The following is a 3,527-nucleotide window of genomic DNA, read 5'->3' as shown; positions in this document are numbered from 1 at the left end:
GCTGGCGCCCGTCCAGCAGCCAGCGCGGGAAACTCGGTGCCAGCTTGCCGCCATAGGTGAATTCGGCGAGGACGATCTTGCCCCGTTCCACGGTCAGCGGGCAGGAACCGTAGCCGTCGTATTCGGCCAGGCGGGTCAGGCGCTTGAGGGCCACCAGCACATTGTTGGCCACCACCGGTGCCTGTTTGCGTGCCGCTGCGGCGGTCTTGGCATTGCTGGTATTGGTGGCGTCCCCCAGGCCGTGGATGTTCACGTAGCGCTTGTGGCGCAGGCTGCCCGGGTCGACGTCGATCCAGCCGGCGGCGTCCGCCAGGGGGCTCTGGCGGATGAAGTCCGGGGCGCACTGGGGAGGCACCACGTGCAGCATATCGAAGGCCCGTTCCAATGTTTCCTGGCGGCCATCGGCCAGGGTGCGGACAAAGGTCGCGCGTTTGGCCGGGCCGTTCACCGCCACCAGGTTATGGCCGAAATCCAGTTCGATGGCGTATTTCTTCACGTATTCCATCAGCGCCGGCACGTAGTCGGCGACGCCGAACAGCACACCGCCGGCATTCAGGAAGCGCGGCTTGATCTGCCCCAGGCGGCCGTGGCGCAGCCAGTGGTCGCAGGACAGGTACATGGCCTTTTGTGGCGCTCCGGCGCACTTGATCGGCATCGGCGGCTGGCTGAACAGCGCCTCGCCCTGTTGCAGTTGCTGCACCAGTTGCCAGGTGTAGGGCGCCAGGTCGTAGCGGTAGTTGGAGGTCACGCCGTGGTTGCCCAGGGCCTGGGGCAGGCCGTCGATGGCGGCCCAGTCGAGCTTGAGCCCGGGGCAGACGATTAGTTGGTCATAGGCCAGCACCCGGCCGTCCTCCAGCACGAGGGCGTTGTGTTCCGGGTCGAAGCGGCTGACCGCGTCCTGGATCCACTTGACCCCCTGGGGCATCAGCTCGGCCATGGCGCGCTCGGTGGACTGGGCGCTGAATACTCCGGCGCCCACCAGGGTCCAGCCGGGTTGGTAATAGTGGTGCCGGGCAGGGTCGATGAGTGCCACGTCCAGGTGTGGATCGCGGGTCAAGAGGCTGGCAGCAACGGCGATGCCGGCGGCACCGCCACCGACGATCAGCACCTGGTGGCTGCCGTCGACAGTGGGCAGGGCCGGGTTGAAGGGGCGCATGGCAAGGTCTCCGTGTGGAGTAGGTAATAGTTATAGGGTGTTCAGGGGAATCTTCAGGTAGCTCACGCCGTTGTCCTCGGGCTCGGGGAAGTGCCCGCTGCGCATGTTGACCTGCACCGAAGGCAGGATCAGCACCGGCATGTCCAGGGTCGCGTCGCGGGCTTCGCGCATGGCCACGAAGCTGTCTTCGTCGACCCCCTGGTGAATGTGGATATTGTTGGCGCGCTGCTCGGCGACGGTGGTCATGTACTGCAGCTCGCGGCCGTTGGGCAGGTAGTCGTGGCACATGAACAGCCGGGTGCTGGGGGGCAGGGCGAGGATCTTGCCGATCGAGCGGTACAGGGTCCGCGCGTCGGCCCCGGGGAAGTCGCAGCGGGCGGTGCCGTAGTCGGGCATGAACAGGGTGTCGCCGACAAAGGCCAGGGTTTCGTCGCCGACCTGTACCAGGTAGGTCATGCAGGCCGGGGTATGCCCCGGGGTGTGCATGGCCCGCGCGGTGAGGCCGCCGATGGCGAATTCGGCGCCGTCTTCGAGCAGCACGTCGAACTGGCTGCCGTCCCGGGCAAAGGCCGGGGCTTCGTTGAACAGCGCGCCGAAGGTCTTCTGCACCCGGGTGATCTGGTTGCCGATGGCCACCTGGGCCCCGAGCTGCGCCTTGAGGTAGGCGGCGGCCGACAGGTGGTCGGCATGCACATGGGTTTCCAGGATCCAGTCGACCCGGGCGTCCAGCTCTTTCACCCGGGCGATCAGGCGGTCGGCGGACTCGGTGTGGGTGCGGCCGGATTTCGGGTCGTAGTCCAGCACGCTGTCGATCAATGCGCAGTGGCGGCTGGCCAGGTCCATCACCAGGTAGCTGATGGTCCAGGTATGGCTGTCGAAAAAGGCTTCTACACGCAGCGTGTCGCTGATGATCATGGGGCACTCCAGGCAATGAAGGTGAGGGCAGTCTGCGCTGACGCTCGTTTCTTGAAGTGTCAATAAGCGTGCCAACCCGAAACGGCGTCGTTTGGCGCCTGTTCATTGGTTTAGACGCTTTTTCAACCCCTTGGTGATGTGTTGTCGCCAGGACTGTCATCCGGGCTTGGCAGTCATTTGGCAGTTGCTGGCAGAAAATGGCAGTGATGGCGCCCATGCTTTAAGCTGCCGCCTCTGCCCCGGAGTTGCCCATGTCCCTGATTGCCACCGACCTAGTCCCGCCACCGATGTCCGCCCTGGTGTCCTACCTCGAACACGACCCGCAGCCCACCATAGTGCTGGACACCGACTACAACATCATCGCCGCCAACACCGCCTACCAGCGTCAGTTCGGCGTGGCCGGCAAGCCCCACGTGGGCGCCAAGTGCTACCGGGTGTCCCACCAGTTCGCCGTGCCCTGCGACCAGGCCGGCGAGCATTGCCCGATGCGCAAGGCCCATGACAGCCGCGTACCGGAACGCATGCTGCACATCCACCACACGCCCCGGGGGCCGGAGCATGTGGACGTGGAGCTGCGGCCGATCATTGGCCAAGACGGCACGGTGGTGGCCTATGTCGAGCGCCTGAGTTCGGTGGCCGTGGCCTCGGTACAACCCCAGCAGAAGGGCCTGGTGGGGCGCTCGCCGGCCTTCAACGAAGCCTTGGGCGCCTTGCAGCGGGCGGCGCCGGCGCCGATCCCGGTATTGCTCCAGGGTGAATCCGGCACCGGCAAGGAGCTGTTCGCCCGTGCCCTGCACGACGGCAGCCCCCGGGCCAGCGGGCCGCTGGTGGTGGTGGACTGCACCGGGCTTACCGAAAGCCTGCTGGAAAGCGAATTGTTCGGTTATGAAAAGGGCGCCTTCACCGGTGCCCTGCAGCGCAAGATCGGCCTGGCCGAAGCCGCCCATGGCGGCACCCTGTTTCTCGACGAGATCGGCGAAGTGCCCCTGGCCATGCAGGTCAAACTGCTGCGCCTGATCGAGTCCGGCAGCTTTCGCCCGGTGGGCAGCCTGCGCACCGTGCACTCGGATTTCCGCCTGGTGGCGGCGACCCACAAGCCGCTCAAGGAAATGGTCGCCGCCGGCACCTTCCGCCAGGACCTGTACTACCGCATCAGCGCCTTCCCGATCCGCCTGCCTGCCTTGCGCGAACGCAGCGACGACCTGCCACTGCTGATCGACAGCCTGCTGCGCCGGCTTGACCCCGGGGTAGTGCCGCGGGTCGATCCCCAGGCCCTGGCCCAACTGAGCCTGTACACCTACCCGGGCAATATCCGCGAGCTGCGCAACATCCTCGAGCGGGCGCGGCTGTTCAGCGACGACGGGGTGATCCGCCTGGCGGACCTGCCGCCGGAGCTGCGCAGCACGCCGGCACCAGCGCCCCCCGGCCGCCGCCGCGGCAACAAGGACCTGGAGCA

General features: G+C 66.5%; 3 protein-coding genes. 1 reads left to right on the top strand and 2 read right to left on the bottom strand.

The annotated features are described in order from the left end of the window. Both F6S12_RS30515 and F6S12_RS30510 read right to left on the bottom strand, forming a co-directional pair. The coding region (locus F6S12_RS30515; RefSeq protein ID WP_315869747.1) for an FAD/NAD(P)-binding oxidoreductase at positions 1-1,156 on the bottom strand (1,156 nt) is incomplete at its 3' end. A 30-nt stretch (positions 1,157-1,186) separates the two neighbouring features. Further along, on the bottom strand, positions 1,187-2,071 hold the full coding sequence (locus tag F6S12_RS30510) for an MBL fold metallo-hydrolase (protein WP_011060861.1): 885 nt from the start codon (positions 2,069-2,071) through the stop codon (positions 1,187-1,189). A 251-nt stretch (positions 2,072-2,322) separates the two neighbouring features. Here F6S12_RS30510 and F6S12_RS30505 point away from each other — a divergent pair. Next, a partial coding sequence (locus F6S12_RS30505; RefSeq protein ID WP_315869746.1) for a sigma-54 interaction domain-containing protein occupies positions 2,323-3,527 on the top strand: 1,205 nt, incomplete at its 3' end.

It is taken from the genome of Pseudomonas sp. JV245A, from assembly GCF_032424515.1.
GTDB lineage: Bacteria > Pseudomonadota > Gammaproteobacteria > Pseudomonadales > Pseudomonadaceae > Aquipseudomonas > Aquipseudomonas protegens.
Note: the sequence above shows the minus strand (reverse complement) of the source record. Positions and strands in the feature narration are given on the sequence as shown.